This is a genomic window from Microbacterium sp. RD1 (assembly GCF_052220165.1).
Taxonomy (GTDB): Bacteria; Actinomycetota; Actinomycetes; order Actinomycetales; family Microbacteriaceae; genus Microbacterium.
Genome location: NZ_JBQPOL010000004.1, coordinates 208,141 through 231,895 on the forward strand (window position 1 = coordinate 208,141; position 23,755 = coordinate 231,895).

22 protein-coding genes are annotated in these 23,755 nt (G+C 70.8%); 14 read left to right on the plus strand and 8 right to left on the minus strand.

Annotated elements, in window-relative coordinates; all coding sequences use genetic code 11:
* Positions 1 to 32 precede the first annotated feature (32 nt).
* Positions 33 to 434: an RDD family protein gene (locus tag ACTU3I_RS17700; RefSeq protein WP_442927037.1), complete on the plus strand. Its 402-nt coding sequence runs from the start codon at positions 33 to 35 to the stop codon at positions 432 to 434.
* A gap of 3 nt (positions 435 to 437) precedes the next feature.
* On the opposite strand, the gene ACTU3I_RS17705 is transcribed toward ACTU3I_RS17700, so the two are convergent.
* Positions 438 to 1,145, minus strand: a complete 708-nt coding sequence (locus ACTU3I_RS17705) for a DUF4191 domain-containing protein (RefSeq protein ID WP_442927038.1) — start codon at positions 1,143 to 1,145, stop codon at positions 438 to 440.
* A gap of 133 nt (positions 1,146 to 1,278) precedes the next feature.
* On the opposite strand from ACTU3I_RS17705, the gene ACTU3I_RS17710 reads away from it, so the two are divergent.
* Positions 1,279 to 2,544: a hypothetical protein gene (locus ACTU3I_RS17710; protein WP_442927039.1), complete on the plus strand. Its 1,266-nt coding sequence runs from the start codon at positions 1,279 to 1,281 to the stop codon at positions 2,542 to 2,544.
* Here ACTU3I_RS17710 and sucB read toward each other — a convergent pair whose 3' ends face one another.
* Genes sucB through ACTU3I_RS17725 form a run of 3 tightly spaced genes read right to left on the minus strand, consistent with a single transcriptional unit; the run spans position 2,545 to position 7,241 of the window.
* A complete protein-coding gene (gene sucB, locus ACTU3I_RS17715; RefSeq protein ID WP_442927040.1) occupies positions 2,545 to 4,347 on the minus strand; it encodes a 2-oxoglutarate dehydrogenase, E2 component, dihydrolipoamide succinyltransferase in 1,803 nt (600 codons plus the stop codon).
* A 54-nt stretch (positions 4,348 to 4,401) separates the two neighbouring features.
* Positions 4,402 to 5,775, minus strand: a complete 1,374-nt coding sequence (gene lpdA / locus ACTU3I_RS17720; RefSeq protein WP_442927041.1) for a dihydrolipoyl dehydrogenase — start codon at positions 5,773 to 5,775, stop codon at positions 4,402 to 4,404.
* Positions 5,772 to 7,241, minus strand: coding sequence for a leucyl aminopeptidase (locus ACTU3I_RS17725; protein WP_442927042.1), 1,470 nt, complete (start codon positions 7,239 to 7,241; stop codon positions 5,772 to 5,774). The genes lpdA and ACTU3I_RS17725 overlap by 4 nt, the downstream gene beginning before the upstream one ends.
* Before the next feature lie 82 nt (positions 7,242 to 7,323).
* Between ACTU3I_RS17725 and ACTU3I_RS17730 the strand changes: the two genes are divergently transcribed.
* From ACTU3I_RS17730 to ACTU3I_RS17755, 6 genes are all read left to right on the plus strand, one after another.
* Entirely contained in the window at positions 7,324 to 8,259 is a 936-nt protein-coding gene (locus ACTU3I_RS17730) for a proteasome assembly chaperone family protein (protein ID WP_442927043.1), read from the plus strand.
* Between the two features lie 209 nt (positions 8,260 to 8,468).
* A complete protein-coding gene (locus tag ACTU3I_RS17735; RefSeq protein WP_442927044.1) occupies positions 8,469 to 9,818 on the plus strand; it encodes an RNA polymerase sigma factor in 1,350 nt (449 codons plus the stop codon).
* 31 nt (positions 9,819 to 9,849) lie between these two features.
* Positions 9,850 to 11,121, plus strand: a complete 1,272-nt coding sequence (locus ACTU3I_RS17740; RefSeq protein ID WP_442927045.1) for a MurT ligase domain-containing protein — start codon at positions 9,850 to 9,852, stop codon at positions 11,119 to 11,121.
* Positions 11,118 to 11,873, plus strand: a complete 756-nt coding sequence (locus ACTU3I_RS17745; RefSeq protein WP_442927046.1) for a type 1 glutamine amidotransferase — start codon at positions 11,118 to 11,120, stop codon at positions 11,871 to 11,873. The genes ACTU3I_RS17740 and ACTU3I_RS17745 overlap by 4 nt, the downstream gene beginning before the upstream one ends.
* Positions 11,874 to 11,880: 7 nt before the next feature.
* Positions 11,881 to 12,555, plus strand: a complete 675-nt coding sequence (locus ACTU3I_RS17750; RefSeq protein WP_442927047.1) for an alanine racemase C-terminal domain-containing protein — start codon at positions 11,881 to 11,883, stop codon at positions 12,553 to 12,555.
* The gene (locus ACTU3I_RS17755) at positions 12,552 to 13,580 is read left to right on the plus strand and encodes an alanine racemase (RefSeq protein WP_442927048.1); all 1,029 of its coding nucleotides are present in this window, start codon (positions 12,552 to 12,554) and stop codon (positions 13,578 to 13,580) included. Before ACTU3I_RS17750 ends, ACTU3I_RS17755 begins: the two co-directional genes overlap by 4 nt.
* A gap of 16 nt (positions 13,581 to 13,596) precedes the next feature.
* On the opposite strand, the gene ACTU3I_RS17760 is transcribed toward ACTU3I_RS17755, so the two are convergent.
* Positions 13,597 to 13,821: a DUF7455 domain-containing protein gene (locus ACTU3I_RS17760; protein ID WP_442927049.1), complete on the minus strand. Its 225-nt coding sequence runs from the start codon at positions 13,819 to 13,821 to the stop codon at positions 13,597 to 13,599.
* A 169-nt stretch (positions 13,822 to 13,990) separates the two neighbouring features.
* Between ACTU3I_RS17760 and ACTU3I_RS17765 the strand changes: the two genes are divergently transcribed.
* Positions 13,991 to 16,060 carry a DNA gyrase/topoisomerase IV subunit B gene (locus ACTU3I_RS17765; RefSeq protein ID WP_442927050.1) on the plus strand — a complete coding sequence of 690 codons (2,070 nt, stop codon included), beginning with the start codon at positions 13,991 to 13,993 and terminating at the stop codon, positions 16,058 to 16,060.
* Positions 16,061 to 16,154: 94 nt separating this feature from the next.
* Here ACTU3I_RS17765 and ACTU3I_RS17770 read toward each other — a convergent pair whose 3' ends face one another.
* On the minus strand, positions 16,155 to 18,608 hold the full coding sequence (locus ACTU3I_RS17770) for a DNA gyrase/topoisomerase IV subunit A (RefSeq protein WP_442927051.1): 2,454 nt from the start codon (positions 18,606 to 18,608) through the stop codon (positions 16,155 to 16,157).
* An 84-nt stretch (positions 18,609 to 18,692) separates the two neighbouring features.
* On the opposite strand from ACTU3I_RS17770, the gene ACTU3I_RS17775 reads away from it, so the two are divergent.
* Entirely contained in the window at positions 18,693 to 19,820 is a 1,128-nt protein-coding gene (locus ACTU3I_RS17775) for an alkaline phosphatase family protein (RefSeq protein WP_442927052.1), read from the plus strand.
* Between the two features lie 43 nt (positions 19,821 to 19,863).
* Here ACTU3I_RS17775 and sepH read toward each other — a convergent pair whose 3' ends face one another.
* Positions 19,864 to 20,862, minus strand: coding sequence for a septation protein SepH (gene sepH, locus ACTU3I_RS17780; protein WP_442927053.1), 999 nt, complete (start codon positions 20,860 to 20,862; stop codon positions 19,864 to 19,866).
* Positions 20,863 to 21,102: 240 nt separating this feature from the next.
* Here sepH and ACTU3I_RS17785 point away from each other — a divergent pair, with 240 nt between their 5' ends.
* On the plus strand, positions 21,103 to 21,396 hold the full coding sequence (locus tag ACTU3I_RS17785) for a DUF4193 domain-containing protein (protein ID WP_442927054.1): 294 nt from the start codon (positions 21,103 to 21,105) through the stop codon (positions 21,394 to 21,396).
* On the opposite strand, the gene ACTU3I_RS17790 is transcribed toward ACTU3I_RS17785, so the two are convergent.
* On the minus strand, positions 21,371 to 21,856 hold the full coding sequence (locus ACTU3I_RS17790) for a DUF3093 domain-containing protein (protein ID WP_442927055.1): 486 nt from the start codon (positions 21,854 to 21,856) through the stop codon (positions 21,371 to 21,373). The genes ACTU3I_RS17785 and ACTU3I_RS17790 overlap by 26 nt on opposite strands.
* A gap of 18 nt (positions 21,857 to 21,874) precedes the next feature.
* Between ACTU3I_RS17790 and dut the strand changes: the two genes are divergently transcribed.
* The 3 genes from dut to ACTU3I_RS17805 are packed head-to-tail and all read left to right on the plus strand — an operon-like array spanning position 21,875 to position 23,729.
* On the plus strand, positions 21,875 to 22,330 hold the full coding sequence (dut, locus tag ACTU3I_RS17795) for a dUTP diphosphatase (RefSeq protein ID WP_442927056.1): 456 nt from the start codon (positions 21,875 to 21,877) through the stop codon (positions 22,328 to 22,330).
* Positions 22,327 to 22,923 carry a DUF3710 domain-containing protein gene (locus ACTU3I_RS17800; RefSeq protein ID WP_442927057.1) on the plus strand — a complete coding sequence of 199 codons (597 nt, stop codon included), beginning with the start codon at positions 22,327 to 22,329 and terminating at the stop codon, positions 22,921 to 22,923. The genes dut and ACTU3I_RS17800 overlap by 4 nt, the downstream gene beginning before the upstream one ends.
* Positions 22,920 to 23,729, plus strand: coding sequence for a DUF3159 domain-containing protein (locus ACTU3I_RS17805; RefSeq protein WP_442927058.1), 810 nt, complete (start codon positions 22,920 to 22,922; stop codon positions 23,727 to 23,729). Before ACTU3I_RS17800 ends, ACTU3I_RS17805 begins: the two co-directional genes overlap by 4 nt.
* The last annotated feature ends 26 nt before the right edge of the window (positions 23,730 to 23,755 follow it).

The following is a 23,755-nucleotide window of genomic DNA, read 5'->3' on the forward strand; positions in this document are numbered from 1 at the left end:
GCATGTTACGCGCGCCTGATTAGGCTGAAGTAATGCCCGACGTGCTTCCTCCCGACTCGTACCCCGGCGAGCGGCTCGGCCTTCCTCGCGAGGGCACCGGCAGCATCGCCACCCTGGGACGACGAATGGGGGCGATCGCCCTGGACTGGGGCTGCGCCGTGCTCATCTCGATCGCGTTCTTCGCCTACGCGCCGCTGGCGACCACGCTCATCTTCGTGATCGTGCAGGTCGTGTTCATCCCGACGATCGGTGGCAGCCCCGGTCATCGCGTCTTCGGCATGCGTGTGCAGCGCGTGACCGGCGGATGGCCCGGCGTCTGGCGCCCGATCATCCGCTCGGTGCTGCTCGCGCTCGTCATCCCCGCGGTGATCTGGGATGCCGACAACCGCGGCGTCCACGACAAAGCGGCCGGGACGGTCCTGGTCCGCGCCTGAGGATCAGCGCGGGCGCGGGGCGCGGGCGCGCTGCGGGTCGATGCCCTTGGGGATCGGGAGCGACGTCACGGACTGCGACACGGAGTCGACCCGCTTGATCACCGCGGCCATCGTCGCCCGGTCGACCTTCTTCGGCAGTCCCTTGATGGTCTTGGCGAGGTTCTTGACGGCCACCTCGTCCTCGCCGTGGCCGACGAACAGCACCGTGACGGGGACCCCGGATGCGACGCGCTGCACCTTCGCCCGCTCATCGTTGATGAGGCGGGTCAGCCGGCCGCGCGAGCCCTCGCCGACGATCACGACGCCACCGCGACCGATCGTCCGGTAGACCGCGTCCTGCGTTCGCGGGTTCACGCCGACCGGCATCTCCGACGCGCTCCAGTTACGACCGAGGGAGCTCGACAGGACGTAGCCGGCCGAGCCGGGCATGCCATCGATCTTGCGGTACATCGCCGTGGTCGACAGCCGCGTCATCGTGAACATCGCGCCGAGGATGCCGGCGAGAAGGCCGGTGACGCCCCACAGGATGACGCTCCAGATGGCGACGGGCGGGATGAGGAAGCCGATCAGCACACCGACGGCGATGCCGGCGAGCACGATGCCCGCGAGCGCGAAGGGCACCCAGGGGTACGCCTCCCGCGTGAAGCGGAAGAGCGTGCGGAGCTGGGAGAAGAAGCCGGGGCGCTTCTCGGGTGCGGTACTGCGGGCCATGCACCGATTCTACCGTTCGCGAGGCGGCGGCAGAGGGCCACCTGTCCTGCACAGACCCACCGCAGGCCGTTCCCTCCACCGACACGACCGCGCGCGCCGTTTCGGCGCCTCGCTCACGAGGAGTGTGGATCACGTGCGATCTCCCGCTGCGCCTCCCGCCTACGACGCGTACCCCCTCATCCGCGCGGTCGGTCCGCCTGACGTGCCCTTCGACGGCGTGCTGGCGAGGGCTCCGGACGGTCGCACGGTTCTCCTCGTCGATCGGGAATCCCTCGATGGATGGCCCGGATGGACCGCGCCCGTCGACAGCCACATCCTCGCGCCCATGGATCTCCTGCGGCGCCCCGACGGGCACGATGTCGTGCTCCCCGCGGCTCAGCTGCGGGCCGACCGCCTGCTCGCCCGTCGCACGGGCGCGGGTGTGCCGCTGACGGAGGGGGAGATCGTCACGCTGGCCGTGAGTGCTGTGCGGGGCACGGCGACCGCGATCGACGAAGACCTGGCCGAAGCGACGGGCTCATGGTGGATCACCGACGACGGCAAACCCGTGCTGGCGTGCGGGAGCGGCGACAGCGATGTGCTCCGCGCATCGGCGGTTCTCCTCCGGACGCTCGCGGAGCACGCGTCGAGGGCTGCCCTCGCAGCCGTCCTCCGCGAGCTCGCCGACGCCGTCGTCGATCCGCGCACCTTCCCGCGGCGCGCCGACGACGATGAGGAGGCGCTGTTCGCGCACGCGGATCCTGAACCGCTCACCCTCGAGGTCCTGGGCCCCGTCCGCACCCCTGCGCCGCGCGATGCGGTCGACGCCCGCCGGGAGCGACGCCGGGCGGCCGACTCGTGGTGGCACCGCCTGGCCGGCGCGGCCGACGGCGGTCTTGCCGATCTCGTGTCCGACCAGCTCGACAGGATGCGCCGGCGCCCTCGTCGGGAGCGTCGCCGCCTTCGGCCCGTCTGGCTGGCGGCAGGCGCGGCCGCGGTCGTTCTGGGCATCGGGTTGGCGTGGCCGGATACGACGGATCCGGCCACCCGGGCCGGAGACGCTTCCCCACCCCCGGCTGCCGCGACAGACCCGACCGCGACCGCTACGCAGCCCGCTGCGGCCGACGAGATTCCCCCTGACCTCCCGGCGGCCGAGGCGCTCACCGCGCTGCTGGAGACGCGGCGCTCCTGCCCGGATGCGGCATGCCTCTCAGCCACCCAGGAGGATGCGGAGGCATCGTTCCCCGACGGGGCGTTCGCCGCGGAGAATCCGGCGGTCACGCTGCTGGACGACTTCGGCGGGCTGGCGGTGCTGCGCGTGGATGCCGAGAGTGCCGCCTCGCAGTTCGTCACGGTCGCGGCGACGGAGACGGGGTGGCGGATCCGCGACGTGTTCGATGCCGCGGATCCGCCGACCTGATCAGATCCCGAGGTCGCCCTGGAACTGCGCGGCCTCGAGGCGCTCCTTGACCGCGGACAGGAACCGCGCCGCGTCGGCGCCGTCGATCACGCGGTGATCGTACGACAGCGCGAGGAATACGTAGGAGCGCACCGAGATGGCGTCCTTGCCGTCGACGGAGACCACTCCGGGGCGCTTCACGACGATGCCGGTCCCGAGGATCGCCGACTGCGGGAGGAACACGACAGGCGTGTCGAACAGCGCGCCGCGGGATCCGGTGTTCGTCACCGTGAAGGTGCCCCCGGCCAACTCGTCGGGCTTCAGCTTGTTGCCGCGCGTCCGAGCAGCGAGGTCTGCGATCTCGTGGGCGATCTGGGCGATGTTCTTGTCGCCCGCGTCACGGACGACGGGGGTGAGCAGGCCGCGCTCGGTATCCACGGCGATCGAGACGTTCTCCGACGGCGCGTAGACGATGTTCTCGCCGTCGACCGTCGCATTGATGACCGGGTACGCCTGCAGCGCTTCGGCCGCGGCACGGACGAAGAACGGCAGGAACGACAGCTTGTCGCCGGTCTTGGCGAGGAAATCGGCCTTCACGGTGTCACGGAACGCGGCGAGTCTGGTGACGTCCACCTCGACGACGGTGGTGAGCTGCGCGGTGGCCTGCATGGAAGCGACGGCGCGCTCCGCGAGCACCTTGCGCAGCCGCGACATCGGCTGCGTCGTGCCTCGCAGCGGCGAGACCTCCACCGGCGCGGGGGCAGCGGCGGCGGGCGCCTGCTCGGCCGGTGCGGCGGCGGCAGCCTCGGCGGCCTTGAGCACGTCCTCCTTGCGGATGCGGCCACCGACGCCGGTACCGGTGACGGTGGTCAGATCGACGCCCTGCTGCTGCGCGAGGCGACGCACGAGCGGCGTGACGTAGGCGACCTCGTCGTTCGAGGCGGCGAGGGAGTCGCCGGACCGGGACGCCGATGCGGCGGGAGCGGGCGCAGCGGCCGGCTCGGGCGCGGCGGCCGGTTCGGGGGTGGCGGCGGGCGCGGCGGCCGCTGCAGGTTCGGAAGCGGGCGCGGCCTTCTCTTCGGCGGGCTGAGCCGGGGCCGCATCCGCCTCTGCCGGCTTGTCGGTCGACGGCGCCTCGGGTGCGCTCTGCGCAGCAGGAGCCGGGGCGGCACCGCTGCCGATGCGGGCGAGGGCGGAGCCGACGGCGACCGTCTCGTCCTCGCTCACGAGGATCTCCTGCAGCACGCCGGCGACGGGCGAGGGGATCTCGGTGTCGACCTTGTCGGTGGAGATCTCCAACAGCGGCTCGTCGACGGCGACCTCGTCGCCGACCGACTTCAGCCACCGGGTGACGGTGCCCTCGGTCACGCTCTCGCCGAGCTCCGGGAGGACGACCTCGCGACTGTCGCCTCCGGACGCGGAGGGGGCGGGCGCAGCTGCTGCCGGCGCGGGCTCCTCGGCGGGTGCGGGCTCATCCGCAGCGGGCTCATCCGCAGCGGGCTGCTCCGCAGGCGCGGCGTCGGCGGGAGCGGACTCCTCGGCCGGAGCCTCGGCGGCCGGGGCGGCGTCATCGCCGGAGGCTCCTTCGCCGTCGCCGATCTTCGCCAGCACGGCGCCCACCTCGACGGTCTCGTCCTCCTGAACGAGGATCTCCTCGATCACACCGCTGACGGGGGAGGGGATCTCGGTGTCGACCTTGTCGGTCGAGATCTCCAGCAGGCCCTCGTCCTCCTGGATCGTGTCACCCACCTTCTTGAGCCAACGGGTGACCGTACCCTCTGTGACGCTCTCACCGAGCGCGGGGAGGACGACGGAAGTGCTCATGAGCTGATCTCCTTCAGAAGCGGATGCGATGTCTAGCTTAGTGACGCGGCTGGGTCACAGCGTGTGCAGCGGCGAGCCCGCGAGGGCGAGGAACGCCTCGCCGAGCGCCTCGCTCTGGGTGGGGTGCGCATGGATGTACGGCGCGATGTCCTCGGGATGCGCTTCCCAGCCGACGGCCAGCTGCGCCTCGGTGATGAGCTCGCCGACGCGGTCTCCCACCAGGTGCACTCCGATGACGGGGCCGTCGACGACCCGGACGACCTTCGCGATACCCGCGGTCCCGAGGATCTCGCTGCGGGCGTTGCCGGCCAGGTTGTACTCGTGCACGGCGATGCGCTCCGCGCCGTGCTGCTCGCCGGCCTGCGCCTGCGTGAGTCCCACGGAGGCGACCTCCGGGTGGGAGTACGTCACACGGGGGATGTGGTGCTCGGGGATGCGCACGGGCGCGCGCCCCGCGATCTCCTCGGCGACGTAGATCCCCTGCTGGAAGCTGCGGTGAGCCAGCTGCAGTCCTGCCACCACGTCACCGACCGCCCACACGTGGGCAGCGTCGGTGCGCAGGTTCTCGTCGGTGCGGATGAACCCGCGCTCGAGGACGACGCCGGCCTCTTCGAGACCGAGCCCCGCCGTCGAGGGGCCGCGCCCGACAGCCACGAGCAGGTAGTCGGCGTCGAGCGACGTACCGTCCTCGAGCTGCACGGTCACCGCATCCGCGGTCTGCGAGGCTGACGCGAATCGCGTGCCGAGGCGGAACTGGATGCCGCGCTTGCGGTACGCGCGCTCGAGCGTCTTGCTGGAGGCTTCGTCCTCGGCCGGCACGAGATGGTCGAGGGCCTCGATGATGGTGACCTCGGCGCCGAACGAGCGCCACACGCTGGCGAACTCGACTCCGATGACGCCACCGCCGAGCACGATGACGCGTCCGGGGATCTCGTCGAGCTCGAGCGCCTGCTCACTCGCGATCACACGCCCGCCGAGCTCCAGCCCCGGCAGGCTCCGGCTGTACGACCCCGTGGCGATGATGACATCGGTGCCGCGGTAGAGGTCGTCGCCCACGCGCACCGCCGGACCGGACTCGAGACGGCCCTCGCCCGAGACGACGGTGATCTTGCGCGCGGACAGCAGCCCCTCCAGGCCCCGGAACTTCTTCGACACGATGCCCTCGCGGTAGGCGCGTACGCCGGCCGGATCGATGCCCTCGAACGTCGCCTGCACGCCCACCTCGGCAGCGCCGCGCGCCGAGTCCGCCACCTCGGCGGAGTGCAGCAGCGCCTTCGTCGGGATGCAGCCGCGGTGCAGGCACGTGCCTCCGACCTTGTCCTTCTCGATCACGACGACGCTCTTGCCGAGTTCCGCGGCGCGCAGCGCGGCGGCGTACCCGCCGCTGCCTCCGCCGAGGATGACGAGATCTGACGTGTGTTCGGTCATGCGGTGGCCTCCGTCGTGAGCAGGTCGATGAGGGTTCGGACGGTGGCGCCGGTCACGCCCTTGTCCGTGACGCCGTAGGGGGCTCCCTTGTGGGTCCCCGATCCGGCGATGTCCAGGTGCACCCAGGGGATGCGGTCGGCGTCCGCGTCATCCGACACGCGGCCGACGAAGTGTCGCAGGAACAGGCCCGCGAACAGGGATCCGCCCGCGGGATCCCCGATCTTCGCGTTCTGCAGGTCGGCGATGGGGGAGTCGAGCTCGTCGACCATGTGCTCCGGCAGCGGCATGTGCCACGCCGGCTCGTCGGTGCGCGTGGCAGCGGCGAGGTAGCGCGCCACCGCATCGTCGTTCCCGAAGACGCCGGTGTGGCGGTTTCCCAGCGCCACCACGATCGCGCCCGTCAAGGTGGCCACGTCGACGATGAGGTCGGGGTGCTCCCGGCTGGCGGCCGCCAACCCGTCGGCGAGCACGACGCGGCCCTCGGCGTCGGTGTTGAGCACCTCGATGGTCGTCCCGTCCAGGGTGCGCACGACGTCCCCCGGTCGCGTCGCCCGGCCGGAGGGCATGTTGTCGGCGATGCACAGGAAAGCCGTGACGCCGATCGGCAGGCCCAGGGCTGCGACGGCCTGGGTGACGGCGAGCACCGTGGCCGCCCCGGCCATGTCGTACTTCATTCCCACCATCGACGCGGCGGGCTTCAGCGACAGGCCCCCCGTGTCGAACGTGATCCCCTTGCCCACGAGCGCGACGCGACGCGTCGCCGCGGCGGGGGCGTAGTCCAGCCGCACGAGACGCGGCGGGCGATCGGATCCCTGGCCGACGGCGAGGATGCCGCCGTATCCGCCCTCGCGGAGGGCCGCCTCGTCGAGCACGGTGACCTCGACGGGAAGACCCGCGACCGCGTCGCGGGCGGCGTCGGCGAGGTCGGCGGGACCCATCCACTCGGCGGGGGTGGTCACGAGATCCTTCACGAGGGCGACGGCGCGCGCGGTGGCGACGACGCCGGCCTGCTCCTGGGCGTTCGGGGCGACGGCGGTATGCACGGTGACCGACTCCGCGCGCTGCTTCGGAGCCTCGCTCTTGTAGCCCGCGAAGCGGTATCCGCCCAGAGCCGCGCCCTCCGCGAGCGGGCGCCATGCCGCCTCGGGAGTCGCCGGCGCGGAGACGGCGACGTGCGGAAATCCGGTGAACTGCCGGATGCCGGTCGCGACGGCCGCGCGATGAGCCGCGTCATCCGACGCGCGCCCCGTACCGACGAGCGCGACGGGGACCTCGACACCGGGAACGGCGACCCGAGCGAACGACCCCGCCGCGCCGGTGAAGCCCACCGCGGTGGCGGCATCTCCCAGTCCGGGCCACTCGGACAGGTCGGCGCCGTCGTCCAGGAGGGGGAGAACGAGAAGGAGCGCGTCTGCGGTGGCGGAGCGCGCGGGCGCGCTGCTGTGCGCCACAGAGGGGAACGGCATCCTCCCATCCTAGGTTCGGCTGTTCGCTCTGAGCGGGACGCGCGAGCGCGTCGCCGCGCCGGGGCGCTCGTAGAGTGGTGCCATGCCCTTCGCTGCGCCGCTGTATTCTCGCGCCGTCTCGGCACCGCCGGTGCCCTCGGGATTGCCGCTGGTCATTGCGCTCACCGGCTTCACCGACGCGGGCAACGCCGTCTCCCGCCTGACGGAGTACTTCCGGGATGACCTCGATCCGACGCCGCTGTACGTCTTCTCCAATGACGTCCTGCTGGATTACCGCGCGCGGCGTCCGATCATCTCCTTCGTCGAGGACCACCTCACCGACTACCGCCCGCCGCGCCTGGAGTTCTCGCTCGCGCATGACGCTCTCGGCCAGCCGTTCGTGCTCCTCTCCGGCTACGAGCCCGACTTCGCCTGGGACGCCTTCGTCGAGGCGGTGCTGGAGATCAGCGCGTCGCTGCAGGTGTCGTCGGTGACGTGGGTCCACGCCATCCCGATGCCGGTGCCGCACACGCGCCCGATCGGAACGACGGTCAGCGGCACGCGCGGTGACCTGGTCGAAGCGCACTCCGTCTGGCGGCCGCAGACCCGAGTGCCCTCGACGGTGGGTCACCTCCTGGAGTACCGCTTCGCCGACGCCGGGGCGAAGATCGCCGGGTTCGTCCTGTTGATCCCGCATTACCTCGGCGACACCGAGTACCCGGCGGCGGCGCTGGCCGGCATGGACAGCATCACCGTCGCGACCGGCCTCGTCTTCGACGGCGACGGCGTGCGGGAGGAGAACCGCGAGTACCTCGAGAAGGTCGAAGAGCAGGTGACCGGGAGCGACGAGCTGTCCCGGATGCTGGAGGGCCTGGAGGAGCGCTACGACGCCTACATGGCCGGATCCACGTCCGCGACGCCCATCATCCACACGGGTGATCTCCCCAGCGCCGACGAGCTCGCCGCCGAGCTGGAACGGTTCCTGGCGACTCGTCCGGGCGGCGATGAAGACAAGCGCGGCGGTCCCAGTCTGGGGTGAAAGGGAATATCTCCCTGGTCGCAGCGGTTGTTCATGGTGTAATCTCCGCGCGTCATGCTGGTCGCTCAACGTGTGAGACAATGAAAGACCTGACCCGTTGTCGACCGTGTCGGAAGCACAGCTTTCCGATCCGGACTTGACAAGGGTCTTAATAGTGTCCGAGAACGACCGGCGGCGAGCGACGCGCACACCCCGGTGAAAGGCGAAACGTGGCAGGCACGAACACCCAGACCCGCTCCCGCAGCGGCGAGGACACCGAGCTCGAGACGGTCGACCAGACCGTCTCGTCGACGTCGAAGAAGACGGCGACCAAGAAGTCTCCGGCCAAGTCCAAGGCGACCTCCGCCAAAGCGAAGTCCTCGGCGAAGGATGCCGACGACTCCGACGACGAAGAGATCGACGACGTCGAACTGGACGCCGACATCGAAGACGGCGACGACTCCGCCGAGACGGACGACACCGACGACGAGGCCACGGATGCGGCACCCGCCGCGACGAAGACCGCTGTCGCCACCGAGGAGAGCGAAGAGGACGACGAGGAGGCCACCAAGCCGGCCTTCACGGAGCCCCTCCCCACCGGTGCCATCGTCATCACCTCCAGCGACGACGACGAGGTTCCGGTCTACTCGGCCCAGATCACCGGCGCGACCGCCGACCCGGTCAAGGACTACCTGAAGCAGATCGGCAAGGTGCCGCTGCTGAACGCGGCCGAAGAGGTCGAGCTCGCCATGCGCATCGAGGCGGGTCTGTTCGCCGAGGAGAAGCTGTCGCACATGTCGGCGGCCGAGAAGTCCTCACAGCTCGGTCTCGACCTGCAGTGGGTCGCCCGCGACGGCCAGCGCGCCAAGTCGCACCTGCTCGGCGCGAACCTGCGCCTCGTCGTGTCGCTGGCCAAGCGCTACACCGGCCGTGGCATGCAGTTCCTGGATCTCATCCAGGAGGGCAACCTCGGTCTCATCCGCGCGGTCGAGAAGTTCGACTACACCAAGGGCTTCAAGTTCTCGACGTACGCGACCTGGTGGATCCGTCAGGCGATCACGCGCGCCATGGCCGACCAGGCCCGCACCATCCGCATCCCGGTGCACATGGTCGAGGTCATCAACAAGCTCGCCCGCGTGCAGCGGCAGATGCTGCAGGATTTGGGCCGCGAGCCCACGCCCGAGGAGCTCAGCCGCGAGCTCGACATGACCCCCGAGAAGGTCATCGAGGTGCAGAAGTACGGCCGTGAGCCGATCTCGCTGCACACCCCGCTCGGCGAGGACGGCGACAGCGAGTTCGGTGACCTCATCGAAGACACCGAGGCCGTCGTCCCGGCCGATGCGGTGGGGTTCACGATGCTGCAGCGTCAGCTGGAGTCGCTCCTGGACTCGCTCTCCGAGCGCGAGGCGGGCGTCATCCGCATGCGTTTCGGCCTCGGCGACGGGCAGCCCAAGACCCTCGACCAGATCGGCGACACGTTCGGGGTGACGCGCGAGCGGATCCGACAGATCGAGTCGAAGACGATGGCGAAGCTGCGCCACCCGAGCCGCTCGCAGTCGCTGCGCGACTACCTGGAGTGATCCGGGGGTGACGGGAAGCAGCATCCGTTACGTGCCGGCGGTCCTCGCCGGCAAGCTGGCCCGATTCGCCACGCGCCTGCGCGGTGGCGGATCGGCGTTTCCGGGGCATCTCGCCAACCGGATGGCACCGACGCTCCTGAACACCCTCGGCGGTCAGTTCCGCTACGGCGTCGTGTTCGTCCTCGGTTCCAACGGCAAGACCACGACGACGCACATGATCAGCGAGATCCTGCGCGCGCACGGGCTGCGGGTGTTCACCAATCCCACCGGGGCGAACCTTCCCCAGGGCGTGACGAGCGCGCTGCTGGCAGACGCCACGCTCACCGGCAAGGTCCGCGCGGACGTCGCCGTGCTCGAGGTCGACGAAGGCTTCGCGGCCGACCTCGCCGACATCCTCGAGCCGCGGGTCATCGTCGCGCTGAACGTCCAGGTCGACCAGCTGTACCGGTTCTACGAGACCGAGCGCGTCGCCGACATGATGCTCGATGCCGCACGCCGCGCCGAGGTCCGCGTCGTGGTCAATCGCGACGATCCGTACCTCAGCAAGATCGACGAGTCGGGCCTTCGTGCTCCGGTGTCGTTCTTCGGCGCCTCCGAAGACGTCGTCGCCGCCTCGGCCCACGGGCTGGTGAACGCGGCCGACACGCGCAGCGGTGAGGCCGGCGCGCGGGCCCGCGTCGCGGAGACCGAGGTCGTCGCCGTTCAGGGGCGGAACGTCCGGCTGTCGGTCGACGGCGCGGAGTTCGCAATCACCCTGCCCGCGCGGGGGCTGCACTACGCCGTCGATGCCGCCGCCGCCGTGAGCGTCGCTCGGCACGTGCTGGGGAACGAGTTCCGCTCGACCGCGGCCGCCGAGGGCTTCTCGCGCATGACACCGGCGTACGGACGCGGCGAGCTCGTGCCGCTCCGACGGGAGGGGAGCGAGCAGGTCGAGTTCGTGATGTTCAAGAACGGACCGAGCCTGCAGCTCAACGTCGATGCCCTCGAAGCCGCCCCGGAGCGTCTCCTCATGGCGATCGACGAGGGGACGCCCGACGTGTCGTGGCTGTACGACGTCGATCTGTCGCGGATCGATCACGTCGACGTCGTCGCGGGGGACAAGGCGCACCAGATCGCCACGCGCCTCGCGTACGCGGGCATCCGGATCGGGACTGTCGAGCCCGACATGGACAGGGCCGTCGCCCTCATGCGCGCGTTCTCGCCCACCGTGACCGGGCGGCAGATCTGGTTCGTCAACTACGAGCTCATGATGATCGGCCGTCGCCTCCTCGGGCACGGCGATCAGGAGGTGGCCCGCCGATGACGACGCTCAGGATCGCGCAGCTCTACCCCGACCTGCTCGGCGTGACGGGCGATCGCGGGAACGTCGAAGTCCTCGCCACGCGAGCGCGGCTCGCGGGCGCGGAGGTCCAGGTCACCCTCGTGGGCCTCGGCGACGAGAGCCCCGCCGAGGCCGACATCGTCATCCTCGGCAACGGTCCGCTCTCCGCGCTGCGGACGGTGGGCGCCGATCTCGCCGCTCGCCGCGAGTGGCTCTCGTCCCGGCTCGACGCCGGTGCGGTCGTCCTCGCCGTCGGCGGCGGGGCGGAGCTGCTCAGCAGCGGCATCGATCTCCTCGACGGCACGAGCCTCGACGGACTCGGACTGCTGCCCCTCCGTGTCGTGCGCACCCGGCAGCGGCGCGTGGGCTACGTCGTCGCCGAGACCGCGGACGGCCGGCTCGTCGGGTTCGAAGATCACGCGTCGGAGTGGGCGCTGGCACCGGATGCCGAGGGCTCGGTGCGTTACGGACGGGTGGTGGCGGGGAACGGCAGCTTCGCCGACGGCCACGAGACCGTGCGGATCGGGCGCCTTTATGCGACGAATGTGCAGGGCCCGGCCCTTCCGCTGAACCCTCAGCTCGCCGACGCGATGCTCCGCGAGGCGTTCGAGCGCAGCGGGGCGTCCTACGTCCCCGGGGACGGCCACGCGCAGATCGACGCCCACGCCGCCCAGGCCCGCGCCGCGATCGAGCGGCTCGCCACGGTCAAGCGGTTCACCGCCATCCAGCTCTAACGACCGCATGTCCGCTGCCTTCGCCGCACCCCGAGCCGTGATCGACCGGACGGCCCTCGTGCGCAACATCCGTGCCGCCGCGTCCTCCGGCGCGGTCGATCTCCGGCGCGACGCGCACGGTCTCGGCTTCGGCAACGTGCTCGACGCCGTCCTGGCCGGCACCGACGTCGACGTCGTCGCGGATGCGGCCGACGTGCGCCGTGCCGGACGGTCCTCCTCCCGTCTCCTCATCGCGGCCGGCGCCGGCATCTCGGCCGCAACGGCCCTCGGCGTCGATGGATCCGGCACGTCAGTCGTGAGCCTCCGCGGGACCGTGCTGAGCGTCAAAGATCTGCGTGCCGGCGAAGGCGTCTCGTACGGGTACACCCATCGGGCGACGGCAGACACGCGTATCGCACTGGTCAGCGGCGGCTACGGGCAGGGGGTTCCCCGTTCCGTCGGCAACCGCGTGCGAGCGGTCGTCGCCGGTGGCCGGCACCCCGTCATCGGCCGGGTCGCCATGGACGTCTGCATGCTCGACATCGGCTCGTCGGCGGTGGATCGCGGCGACGAGGTGACGTTCCTCGGCGACCCGGTCGAGGGCGCACCGTCGGTCGCCGAGTGGGCGGAGGCCAGCGGACTGGGCGCGGTGGAGATCCTCGTCGCCATCGGCCTGCACGCCCGACGGGAGTATCGCTCATGACCGCGACCCTCACGGTCGACCTGGAAGCATTCGACCGCAACATCGCCACCGTCCGCGGCCGCGTCGCGCCGGCCGAGGTCATGCTGGTGGTGAAGAACGACGCCTACGGCCATGGGCTCGACGCGATCGTCGACCGGGCGCTGTCGCGCGGCATCCGGTGGTTCGGCGCGTTCGATGTCGCCACCGGCCTGCGCGTCCGCGATCGGGCGGGGGAATCCGCGCGGATCTTCAGCTGGCTGGTCTTCGGTCGCGGCGACGCGGCCGACGCCGTGAACGCCGGTCTCGACATCGGCGTCGGGGATGCGGACACCCTCGAGGAGGTCGCGGCGGCAGCGACCGATCGCCCCGCGCGCGTGCATCTGAAGATCGACACCGGCCTGCACCGCAACGGGATACGACCGGAGAGCTGGGACGCGGTCCTGGACCGCGCGGCAGAGCTCGCCACCCGGCGGGCCATCGAGGTCGTCGGAGTATGGAGTCACATCGCCGAGGCATCCGATGCCGACGACGATGCCGCGCGGGCGCTCTACGAGGCGGCACTACGGCGCGCGGAGTCGGTGCTCGGCACCCTTCCGCTCCGCCACCTCGCCGCGAGCGCGGCCTCGTTCGCCCGCGCTGACTTCCGCTACGACCTCGTGCGCGTAGGGGCGTTCTGCTACGGCATCCGCCCGGCGGGCGGCCCCTCCGATGCGGATCTCGGGATCGAGCCGATCGCGAGCCTCGACGCCGGCGTCGTCTCGGTCAGCGGGAGCGAGGTGCGCGTCGACATCGGATCTGCCGACGGGATCCCCTCGATCCTCGCCGGCGCGATCGAGGTGAGCACCCCCGATGGCCCGCGGCGCGTGCGCGCGATCGGTGCGACATGCATGATGATCGACGCGTGGCCGAGGGCGACAGCGGGTCAGGCGGTGCGGATCTACGGGCGTGACGCAGCGTCGGCGACTGATCTCGCCGAGGCCGTCGACACGATCGGCGAGGAGATCGCGGTACGGATCTCCCCGCTGATCGAACGGGTCTACGCCTGAGTCAGGCCCGTGCGCGTCAGGCCGACGCGTCGAGGCGTGACGTCTCGTCGTGCCACGACGTCGCGATGCTGCGCAGCTTCTCTTCGTACTTGCGCCCGTGGTGTGCGCAGAAGAGCAGCTCGCTGCCGTTGACCTCAGCGGCGATGTAAGCCTGCGCGCCGCACGAGTCGCACCGATCCATCGCGGACAGGCGGTACTCGAGGACGGCGGCCTCGTCGGTCGGTGTCGATAGCGTGTTCATCTCGGTACCCTCCTCCGTGGTGCTCCGCGGTCATCAGTCCCTTCATACAACCACGCGGTTCCCCACCGTCTGCCCGCATTGCCGACCATTTCGCTGAGCGCGTACGCTGCGCCATCGCGGCCGTGTCTGTGCGCAGGGGAGCGCGGCGGCGCGGTTATCGTGGGAGATTGTGACCGCCGAGTATTCCGCCCACCACCTTCAGGTGCTCGAAGGGCTCGAAGCGGTCCGCAAACGCCCCGGCATGTACATCGGGTCGACCGACTCCCGCGGGCTCATGCACTGCCTCTGGGAGATCATCGACAACTCCGTCGACGAGGCGCTCGGCGGCCACGGAAACCGCATCGACATCGTCCTGCACGCCGACGGCAGCGTCGAGGTCCGCGACCGCGCCCGCGGCATCCCCGTCGACATCGAGCCGCGCACCGGACTCTCCGGCGTCGAGGTCGTCTTCACGAAGCTCCACGCCGGCGGCAAGTTCGGCGGCGGCTCGTACGCCGCCTCCGGCGGACTCCACGGCGTCGGCGCATCCGTCGTCAACGCCCTCTCCGAGCGCCTCGACGTCGAGGTCGACCGCGGCGGCAAGACCTACGCCATGTCGTTCCACCGCGGCGAACCCGGCGTCTTCGCCGGGCCCTCACCCGACTCCACCTTCACGCCGTTCGAGAACAGCAGCGAGCTGCGCGTCACCGGCAAGGCCGCGAAGGGCGTCACCGGGACCCGCATCCGTTACTGGGCGGACCGCCAGATCTTCACGAAGGATGCCGCGTTCGGCGTCGAGGAGCTCGAGCAGCGCGTGCGGCAGACCGCATTCCTCGTCCCCGGGCTCGAGCTCGTCGTGCGCGACGAGCGCACGACGGAGCCGGTGGAGACCGCGTATCGCTTCGACGGCGGGATCTCGGAGTTCACCGACTTCCTCGCCCCTGACGCGGGGGTGACGGACACGTGGCGCCTGACCGGCTCGGGAACCTTCACCGAGACCGTCCCCGTGCTGCAGCCGACCGGTGCGATGGTGCCGACGGAGGTCGAGCGCGAGTGCGAGGTCGACGTGGCCGTGCGGTGGGGCACCGGCTACGAGACGGTGATGCGGTCGTACGTGAACATCATCGCCACGCCCAAGGGCGGTACCCACCAGCAGGGGTTCGAGCAGGGGCTCATGAAGCTGCTCCGCAGCCAGGTGGAGGCCAACGCCCGCCGGCTGAAGGTCGGCAATGACAAGCTCGAGAAGGACGACATCCTCGCCGGCCTCACCGCGGTGCTCACCGTGCGGCTGCCGGAGCCGCAGTTCGAGGGGCAGACCAAAGAGGTGCTCGGCACCCCCGCCGTGCGCCAGATCGTCTCGAACGTGGTGACGAAGGCGCTCAAGGAGCGTTTCGCCTCCTCGAAGCGGGACGACAAGGCGCAGACGGCGCTGCTGCTGGAGAAAGTCGTCTCCGAGATGAAGGCGCGCATCTCCGCCCGCACGCACAAGGAGACCCAGCGCCGCAAGAACGCACTGGAGTCGTCCTCGCTCCCCGCGAAGCTCGTCGACTGCCGCTCCAACGACGTCGCGGACTCCGAGCTGTTCATCGTGGAGGGCGACTCGGCGCTCGGCACGGCCAAGCTGGCCCGCAACAGCGAGTTCCAGGCTCTGCTTCCGATCCGGGGCAAGATCCTCAACGTGCAGAAGGCGTCGGTCAGCGACATGCTCTCCAACGCCGAGTGCGCATCCATCATCCAGGTGATCGGCGCCGGCTCGGGGCGATCGTTCGATCTGGACGCCGCCCGTTACGGCAAGATCATCCTGATGAGCGACGCCGACGTCGACGGCGCCCACATCCGTACCCTGCTGCTGACCCTGTTCTTCCGGTACATGCGGCCCCTCATCGAGGCCGGCCGGGTCTTCGCGGCCGTCCCGCCGCTGCACCGCGTCGTCGTCATGAACCCGGGCACGAAGCCGAACGAGACGATCTACACCTACAGCGAGCAGGAGCTGCACGCACTGCTGACGAAGCTCACCAAGGCCGGCAAGCGCTGGCAGGAGCCCGTGCAGCGCTACAAGGGGCTCGGCGAGATGGACGCCGACCAACTGGCCACCACCACGATGGACCGCGCCGGCCGCACCCTCCGCCGCGTGCGCGTGGAGGATGCCGAGCCCGCCTCCGCCGTCTTCGAACTGCTCATGGGCAACGACGTCGCGCCGCGCCGGGAGTTCATCGTCGAGGCGAGCGACCGCCTCGCGCGCGAACGCATCGACGCCTGACGGCTTTCCCCGCGAGACGGCATCTGCGCCACGAGACCGCTGACGCCGCACGCAGTCCGGTGGCGCAGATGGCGTTTCGCGGTCTGGACGGTGCTCAGCGCACGGCGGTGCCGACCGCGCCGACGACCGCGTCGAGCGGGGTCCCGGATGCGTCCCGCTTGGCGCCGGAGTCCGGCAGCTGGCGCACCGCGCCGTCGGGTCCGACCGCGCGCGGCTCGGAGCCGACCCAGGCGAGGGTCAGAGCGTCCTCACCCTTCAGGAATCGCTGGGCACGCACGCCGCCCGTGCCACGACCCTTGGCAGGGTACTCGGTGAAGGGCGACACCTTCGCGCTACCGGCGTCCGTGCCCGCCAGAGCGGTCGTCGATCCCGCGACGGTGACGACGACGGCATCGAACGCGGATGCTCCCACGACGAAGAATCCGATCGCCTCGACGCCCGGCGTCAGGCGCATACCGGCCATACCCCCGGCCGCCTTCCCCTGCGGTCGCACGGCCGAGGCGTCGAAGCGCAGCAGCTGTGCGTCGGCGGCGATGAAGACGAGCTCAGCGCCGTCGGGCGCGGGCGCCGCGCCCACGACGCGGTCTCCCTCGCGCAGCGCGATCATCAAAACGTCGTGCTTCGTGCCGAGCTCGGTCGCCGCGATCCGCTTCACGATGCCCTGTGCGGTGCCGACGGCGATCGGCGGATCACCGGCGATCGGCACGACGGCGACCACGTGCTCGCCGCCCGAGAGGCCGAGGTACTGATCTGCGCGCGTCCCCGCTGCCAGCTGCACGGCGTTGCCCGGAACGGACGGCAGATCGACCGGCGAAAAACGGATGAGGCGTCCCAGGCTCGTGACGGCGCCCACGTCGCCGCGCGTCGTCGTGTCGACCGCCGACCGGATGGCGTCATGCTTGGAGCGCCGCGTCGGCGCGACGATGCCCTCGTTGGGCGCGTCGAGGGTTCGCTCGGCCCGCACCATCCGCCCGGTGGCGGAGAGGAACACGCGGCAGGGAGCGTCGGCGATCTGCAGGTCCACCGGCGCCGCCGATCGGGAGGAGCGCGCAGCGACCGGACCACCGTTGAGCAGCAGCGTGCGCCGCGGCGTGCCGTGCGCGTCGGAGGCCGCCTCCAACTCGCGCGCGACCTGGGCTCGGAGCAGCGCCTGATCGCCCAGCAGCTCGACGAGGGCGTCGATCTCAGCCTTGAGCGAATCCCGTTCCGCCTCGAGCTCGATGCGCGAGAACTTCGTCAAGCGACGCAGCCGCAACTCGAGGATGTACTCGGCCTGCGCCTGAGACAGGTCGAAGACGTCCTGCAGCCGGCCGCGAGCCTGCTCGCCGTCGTCGGACGTCCGGATCACCTGGATGACCTCGTCGATGTCGAGGATCGCGATGAGAAGTCCCTCGACCAGATGCAGGCGCTCCCGACGACGGGCGAGCCGGTACTCGCTCCGGCGCGTGACGACTCGCATCCGGTGCTCGAGATACACACGCAGCAGGTCGCGGAGCCCGAGGGTCTGCGGCTGACCGTCGACGAGGGCGACGTTGTTGATGCCGAACGAGTCCTCCAGAGGAGTGAGCCGGTACAGCTGCTCGAGGACGGCGTTCGGGTCGAACCCCGTCTTGATGCCGATCACCAGACGCAGCCCGTTCGTGCGGTCGGTGAGATCGGTGACGTCTGCGATGCCGGTGAGCTTCTTGCTCGTCACGGCATCCTTGATCTTCTCGATCACCCGCTCGGGGCCCACCAGATACGGCAGCTCGGTGATGACGAGCCCGGTGCGGCGGGGTCCGAGCGACTCCACCGACACCTTCGCGCGCGTGCGGAAGGTGCCCCGTCCGTTGGCGTAGGCGTCGCGGATCCCGTCGAGCCCGACGATGATCCCGCCCGACGGCAGATCCGGGCCGGGGACGAACTCCATCAGCTCCTCTAGTGTCGCCTCGGGATTCTCGAGGAGATGCACGGCGGCGGCCACGACCTCGATCAGGTTGTGCGGCGCCATGTTCGTGGCCATGCCGACGGCGATGCCGGCGGCGCCGTTGACGAGGAGATTCGGGAAGGCCGCCGGAAGCACCTCGGGCTGCTGGAACTGCCCGTCGTAGTTGGGGATGAAGTCGACGACGTCCTCGTCGAGATCGGCCGTCAGCGCGAGGGCTGCGGCGTCGAGTCGTGCCTCGGTGTACCGGGGCGCGGCGGGGCCGTCGTCGAGCGAGCCGAAGTTGCCGTGGCCGTCCACGAGCGGGACGCGCAGGGAGAACGGCTGCGCGAGGCGCACGAGCGCATCGTAGATCGGCGCATCGCCGTGCGGATGCAGCTTTCCCATCACCTCGCCGACGACGCGGGCGCTCTTCACATGGCCGCGGTCGGGGCGCAGGCCCATCTCGGCCATCTGGTACAGGATGCGCCGCTGCACGGGCTTCAGCCCGTCGCGGGCATCGGGGAGGGCCCGCGAATAGATCACCGAGTAGGCGTACTCGAGGAACGACCCCTGCATCTCGGTGGAGAGATCGACGTCTTCGATGCGCTCCTCGACGGGGGCGGCGGGTCGGGAAGTGGGCATGTCCGTTCAGCCTCGGGTCGGCGGTTCGGTCCGGGGTGGGATCCACCAGACGAGGGCCGTTCGCCATATGCGAGACTGGCCCGGATGTCCCCCAGCCTACCGGCGTACCCCCCACGAGCCCGGAGCCTCACCGGCGTGCTGACCGACGCGCTCGCGGCGATCACCGGAGAATCCGACGCCCTGCCGCCCGCGACGAGCGCGGTGATCTTCGTCCTCGACGGCCTGGGCGCTCACAACCTCGCCGCACGTCGCGGTCATGCGCGATTCCTGTCCTCCCTGTCGACGCGCTCATCCGTCGCCCGCACCGTCTTCCCGTCGACGACCGCGGCCGCCCTCACGAGCCTGTTGACCGGCACCGAACCGGGCGAGCACGGAATCGTCGGCTACCGCGTCCGGGTCCCCGGCACGGACACCGCGCCCAACCAGCTGAAGGGGTGGGAGACCGACGGGCTCGACCCCCGCACGTGGCAGCGGCAGGAGCCGGTGCTCGCGCGCGAATCAGCCGCCGGGCGACCCACCTTCGTCGTCTCCCGCCCCGAGTATCGAGGCACGGGGTTCACGGAGGCGACCCTCCGCGGCGCCGAGAACGTCGGCATCGAGGATCTCACCGAGCGGGTCGAGGCGGCGGCGGCCCTTGCCGCGGAGCATCCCGGGGCGCTCGTCTACCTCTACGCCCCCGACCTGGACAGCGTCGGCCACCGCCACGGCTGGGAATCGGAGGCATGGTCGTCGGCGCTGGAGCGGGCGGACGCCGCGGCGGAGCGTTTCGCCGACGTGCTGTCGCCGGGGACGGGCGCGCTCGTCACCGCCGACCACGGCATGGTCGACGTGGCGCCGCACCGGCGGTTGCTGTTCGGGGACGACTCGCCGCTGTGGGATGGCGTGCGTGTCGTCGGAGGGGAGCCGCGGATGCTGCACCTGTACGCCGAGCCCGGGCGAGAAGCCGAGGTCTGGACCTCGTGGGACGCGGCGGAGTCGTCGCGCGCCTGGGTGATGCGTCGGGACGACGCGATCGACGCCGGTCTGTTCGGCCCCGTCGCCCCCGATGTGCGCGAACGCATCGGCGACGTTCTCGTCGCGGCCCGCGCCGCGGTGGCCTACTACGACGATCGCCTCGTCGACAAGGCGTCGCAGCGAATGGTGGGCCAGCACGGCTCGCTCACCGTCGAGGAGCGGATCGTGCCGCTCCTGCGCCTCGGCGCCTTCGCCTGATCGGCGCTTCGTCTCTCGCCCGGTCAGCCTCGCCCGCGCGCGGTCAATCGTCCCCGCGGGCTCCGAAGACGATCTCGTCCCACGACGGCATCGAGGTGCGACCCTTGCGGCGACCGGAGTCGGATGACCCGCCCGCGTCGTCCGACGGACTCGGGGCGGTGTCGTCGTAACCGGGCTCGAGCGCGTCGAACAGCGCGACAGGAGAGCTCGCGCGCTGGGTCTCGGTCTCCGTTCCGGGGAGCGGCTCCCGCTGCCCCCGCCGACGGCGAAGCGCCTCGAGGAGATCGGCGGTCTCGCTCGACGTGGCGGATGCGTCGGGCGCGCGCTTGATCGCCGCGTCGTGCGCAGCGGGGGAGGCGGGCACCGGGAGTCCCGCATCCGGTTCCAGGCGCCGCGGTCCGAAAGCACCGCTGTCGAAGCGGGTCTCATCCTTGGCCAGGGGGACGTCGAGGGCGCGCAGTCGCGGGATCAGCCCTTCCGGAAGGGAGCCCTGGCGCGACAGCTGGATGGCGTCGGCGTTCTGGGGCGACAGGGTGCTGCGCCGCGGATCGAACCCCCATCGCGCGTCGTGATCGACCGCGTTGGCGGTGAACTCGAGCTTGATCATCCACCCCGTCGACTCTTTCCAGCTCGTCCACCGCTCGCCGGACGCGTGGGCCTCGGCGAGCTTGGCGCGGACGGCCGCGCCGAACGTGACGTGCGAGTCGTGCTCGAGCTCTCCGCCCAGCAGCACGGGCACGGCCAGCGCCTGCCCGACGATGTGCTCGCGCTCGGCCAGCACCGGCCGCTCGAACTTGACGACATCCTCCAGCCGGGCACCCATGAGGGTCGCGACCTCCTGTGCGGACAGTCCCGCGCGGATGTGCGCCTGGATCTCCCGAGGGCTCGGCCGCGGACCGCGGTCCTCGGGAGAGCGATCACGGCGTGCCCGGCGCATCTCGCCGCGCAGCACCTCGTCGACGGCGAGCGTGAATCTCTCACCCGACTCCGTCGCCAGGACGAGGAGGTTCTCCTCGGTGCCGATGACTTTGAGCTGTTCCATGCGAAACACCCCTTCGATTGCGGTCAGCGCCCATGCTGACACAGGGCATGCCCGGCTCAGGGAATATCCCGCGCGCGCCGCGCGTTTTCGCCGTTACCCGACCCACCCCGGTGCCTGAGCCCGTCTCGACTCGCCGATCGGCCCCCGCCCATTTGCGAAACGGCGAGCCGTCATGCAAACTATGGCCGCCCGATCGGGCGACGGCACCCTTTGTTTATCCGGAAGAAGAGACACTCACGCATGGCCACCGATTACGACGCACCCCGTAAGACCGAGGACGACAGCGAGTCGATCGAGGCCCTCAAGGAGCGCGTGCCGGACAAGACGTCCGGGTCCATCGATGTCGAAGATGCCGACAACCCCTCGGGCTTCGAACTTCCCGGTGCGGACCTGTCCGACCTCGAGCTCGATGTCGTGGTGCTGCCGCCCCAGGAAGACGAGTTCACCTGTTCCAACTGCTTCCTCGTGAAGCACCGCTCGCAGCTCGACCACGAGACCGGCTCCGGCCCTATCTGCCGGGAGTGCGCAGCCTGACCTGAGCACGGCGGATCGCCGCCGCCAACCGATCCGGGGTCCGCGTGGAGATCACCCACGCGGGCGTCGGATCATTCGGGTCGGTCACGGAAACGGTGATGACCCCGTCGATCCCCCCACGAAGCAGCACCCACGCCCGTCTGTCCATGTTCGCCCCACGCGCAAGACGGGCCTCTTCGCCCGTCGTCGCGATCGGATCGCCGAGCAGTTCCGCGTCGATGTGCGCGCGCCCGGCTCGCAGTTCTCCGTCTCGCACCTCCACCACGGGGGAGAGGGCGATCAAGGCCGTCACCACACCGATCCCCACCACCGCGCCGGCCACCAACGCCGCTGTGCGGTCGATCGGCGCGAGAACGAGCGCGGCCATCGGTCCGCAGACCGCGGCCGCGACCAGGGCCCACAGCGATGGGCTGAGGCGCTCCCGATAAGTGGTTGCGTCGCGGATGCTCCACCTTCCCATCTGCATTACCCTCGTGGGGTGACCGATACCGTCGACGTCCCCATTATCGCGGCCGCGGCCCCGGTCTACGCCCACCCGGGAGACGCGGGCGCGGATCTGACCGCCGCCGAAGCCGTGCGGCTGGAGCCGGGAGAGAGGGCGTTGGTCGGCACGGGCGTACGGATCGCGCTCCCCGAGGGGCACGTCGCGTTCGTCGTCCCGCGCAGCGGTCTGGCCGCCAAGCACGGCATCACCATCGTGAACGCGCCGGGCACGGTCGACGCCGGCTACCGCGGAGAGATCAAGGTCGCGCTCCTGAACACAGACGCCCGCGAGGCGTTCGACATCGCCGTCGGTGACCGCATCGCCCAGCTGATCGTGATGCCGGTCCCGCGGGCGCGGTTCGTCCCCGTGGAGACGCTCCCCGACAGCACGCGGGGCGAGGGCGGTTTCGGCTCGACCGGATACGCCACCGAGAAAGGGAGCCGGGCATGACAGACCTCACCCCTGAGACGCCGACCGGCAAGGAGGCGCCCCTCGACCGTGAGTCGGCGGGCCCCTTCGATGAGTCCGAGGCCAATCCGGTGCGCCCGTACATCGATCTCGGAGGCATCAAGGTGCTTCCGCGCGAGGGGCTCAACCTCCGACTCGAGGTCGAGGAGCAGACCAAGCGCATCGTCGCCGTCGGCCTGGACTACGCCGACTCCACGCTGCAGGTGCAGCCCTTCGCCGCCCCGCGCACGACCGGGCTGTGGGCCGAGACGCGCGAGCAGATCCGCCAGCAGGTACGTCAGCAGGGCGGGCGGGTCGAGGAACGTCAGGGCCCCCTCGGTCCCGAGCTCCTCGCGGAGGTCCCCGTGGTGGCGGGCGCGGACGGTTCGGACAAGCGCCTCGCCCGGTTCGTCGGCATCGACGGCCCCCGGTGGTTCCTTCGCGGCGTGATCGGCGGCGCCGCAGCCAGCGACACCGAGGCCGCCGCGAAGGTGGAGGATCTCTTCCGCTCGCTCGTCGTGGTGCGCGGCACGGCGCCGATGCCGCCACGCGACCTCATCCCGCTCAAGATGCCGGCCACGCCCGGCACCGCATGAGCGACACGAGCACCGGTGGCACCGGCCCGAACGACACCGGACCTCGCGACACCGCACCTCGCGACACCGCACCTCGCGACACCGAGGCGCGCACACCCGAGACTCCGCCGCCCGCGTCCGAGGCGCTCGGCGCCGCGCTCGGTGCCGCCGCACGCCGCGCCGGACTCGACCCCGCCCGTGGCGGCTCCACCGGGGCGGCCGTGTGGGCGGCGATGGGCGGATGGCGCGGCATCCTCGAGTCCGTTCTCCCCGGCCTCGCCTTCGTCCTCCTCTTCACCGTCACCTACGACGCCGCGACGGGGCAGGGGAACCTCTGGGTGAGCCTCGGTGTCTCCGTCGGCATCGCGATCGTCTTCACCGCGGTGCGTCTCATCCAGCGCTCCCCGGCAGGGGCGGCCCTGGGCGGCCTGGTCGCCACCGGCGCCGCGGCCGCCCTCGCGCTGTGGACGGGGCAGGGCCGCGACAACTTCGTCCTCGGGTTCTTCACCAACGGCATCTACGGCAGCGCCTTCCTCGTGTCAGCGCTCATCGGCTGGCCGCTCATCGGGCTGGCGGTGGGCTTCCTCATGAACGAGGGCACCCGCTGGCGCCGGAACGCGCGCAAGCGCAGGGTGTTCTTCTGGCTCTCCATCGCGTGGGCGGCGCTGTTCGCGCTCCGCCTCGCCGTGCAGTTGCCCCTGTATGTCGCCGACGCCACCGCGGCGCTCGGGATAACGAAGATCGCGATGGGGCTGCCGCTGTTCGCGCCCCTGGTCGCGGTCACGTGGCTCGCCGTCCGAGCTGTCTACCCGGCGCGGCAAACCTGATACATTTATCTTGACATCGAGATAAA

Bases quoted from the DNA above. Each gene is read 5' to 3' on its own strand.
- ACTU3I_RS17700 (WP_442927037.1), top strand. From the start codon at position 33: ATGCCCGACGTGCTTCCTCCCGACTCGTACCCCGGCGAGCGGCTCGGC.
- ACTU3I_RS17705 (WP_442927038.1), bottom strand. From the start codon at position 1,145: ATGGCCCGCAGTACCGCACCCGAGAAGCGCCCCGGCTTCTTCTCCCAG.
- sucB (WP_442927040.1), bottom strand. From the start codon at position 4,347: ATGAGCACTTCCGTCGTCCTCCCCGCGCTCGGTGAGAGCGTCACAGAG.
- lpdA (WP_442927041.1), bottom strand. From the start codon at position 5,775: ATGACCGAACACACGTCAGATCTCGTCATCCTCGGCGGAGGCAGCGGC.
- ACTU3I_RS17725 (WP_442927042.1), bottom strand. From the start codon at position 7,241: ATGCCGTTCCCCTCTGTGGCGCACAGCAGCGCGCCCGCGCGCTCCGCC.
- ACTU3I_RS17730 (WP_442927043.1), top strand. From the start codon at position 7,324: ATGCCCTTCGCTGCGCCGCTGTATTCTCGCGCCGTCTCGGCACCGCCG.
- ACTU3I_RS17745 (WP_442927046.1), top strand. From the start codon at position 11,118: ATGACGACGCTCAGGATCGCGCAGCTCTACCCCGACCTGCTCGGCGTG.
- ACTU3I_RS17750 (WP_442927047.1), top strand. From the start codon at position 11,881: ATGTCCGCTGCCTTCGCCGCACCCCGAGCCGTGATCGACCGGACGGCC.
- ACTU3I_RS17755 (WP_442927048.1), top strand. From the start codon at position 12,552: ATGACCGCGACCCTCACGGTCGACCTGGAAGCATTCGACCGCAACATC.
- ACTU3I_RS17760 (WP_442927049.1), bottom strand. From the start codon at position 13,821: ATGAACACGCTATCGACACCGACCGACGAGGCCGCCGTCCTCGAGTAC.
- ACTU3I_RS17770 (WP_442927051.1), bottom strand. From the start codon at position 18,608: ATGCCCACTTCCCGACCCGCCGCCCCCGTCGAGGAGCGCATCGAAGAC.
- ACTU3I_RS17775 (WP_442927052.1), top strand. From the start codon at position 18,693: ATGTCCCCCAGCCTACCGGCGTACCCCCCACGAGCCCGGAGCCTCACC.
- sepH (WP_442927053.1), bottom strand. From the start codon at position 20,862: ATGGAACAGCTCAAAGTCATCGGCACCGAGGAGAACCTCCTCGTCCTG.
- ACTU3I_RS17785 (WP_442927054.1), top strand. From the start codon at position 21,103: ATGGCCACCGATTACGACGCACCCCGTAAGACCGAGGACGACAGCGAG.
- ACTU3I_RS17790 (WP_442927055.1), bottom strand. From the start codon at position 21,856: ATGGGAAGGTGGAGCATCCGCGACGCAACCACTTATCGGGAGCGCCTC.
- ACTU3I_RS17800 (WP_442927057.1), top strand. From the start codon at position 22,327: ATGACAGACCTCACCCCTGAGACGCCGACCGGCAAGGAGGCGCCCCTC.
- ACTU3I_RS17805 (WP_442927058.1), top strand. From the start codon at position 22,920: ATGAGCGACACGAGCACCGGTGGCACCGGCCCGAACGACACCGGACCT.